Source organism: Methylobacterium oryzisoli, assembly GCF_046557895.1.
Lineage (GTDB): Bacteria > Pseudomonadota > Alphaproteobacteria > Rhizobiales > Beijerinckiaceae > Methylobacterium > Methylobacterium oryzisoli.
This window is the reverse complement of the sequence record NZ_JBKIBX010000130.1, coordinates 1-713: the sequence shown is the minus strand read 5'-3', so window position 1 is coordinate 713 and position 713 is coordinate 1. Positions and strand designations below refer to the sequence as shown.

Annotated in this window: 1 pseudogene; it reads left to right on the top strand. The window is 68.3% G+C overall.

What is annotated here, in order from left to right:
* Positions 1-62 precede the first annotated feature (62 nt).
* Positions 63-713 (top strand): annotated as a pseudogene (locus tag ACKUB9_RS34360) (IS3 family transposase); the annotation flags it as partial.

Sequence of the window (713 nt, the reverse complement as noted above, 5' to 3'; positions counted from 1 at the left end):
TGATCCTCCCTCGGTTTGACGGACACCTCTGATACGCTCGTTGTGGGCGGGGAAGGTGTCGGATGGCGAGGACGAGACGGGAGTTCACGCCCGAGTTCAAACGCGAAGCGGTCGCCTTGCTGGAGAGCAGTGGCCGGTCGCAGATGCAGATCGCGGCCGAACTCGGGATCCAACCCTCCATGTTGCGGCAGTGGCGCACGGCGCTGAGCGAGGTCTCGTCTCGACCGCGGCCGGCAGGATCGGCGGGGACCTCGCCCGCGAGCCCCATCGCATCTCCGGCCGACCAAGCCGCCGAGATCGCCCGCCTACGGCGTGAGCTCGACCGGACGCGCATGGAGCGTGACGTCCTAAAAAAAGCGATCGGCATCTTCGCGGAGATGCCCAAGTGACGTTCGCCTTCATCGAGCAGCATGCACGCACCTGGCCGGTGCGTCTCATGTGCCGCGTGCTCGGAGTGTCTCCCAGCGGCTACTACGCCTGGCGATCACGCCCGGAGAGCGCCCGGTCGGCGTCCAACCGCCAGCTCCTGGATGATGTTCGGCGTGTTTATGCGGGGCATCACAGGCGCTACGGCGCGCCGCGTGTGCATGCTGCCCTGCAGGCTGAGGGCCGCACCGTGAGCCGCGGGCGGGTGGAGCGCCTGATGCGCCGTCACGGCATCCGGGCTCTTGCGGGGCGGCGGTTCCGACCTGGCACGACCGACAGCCGTCACG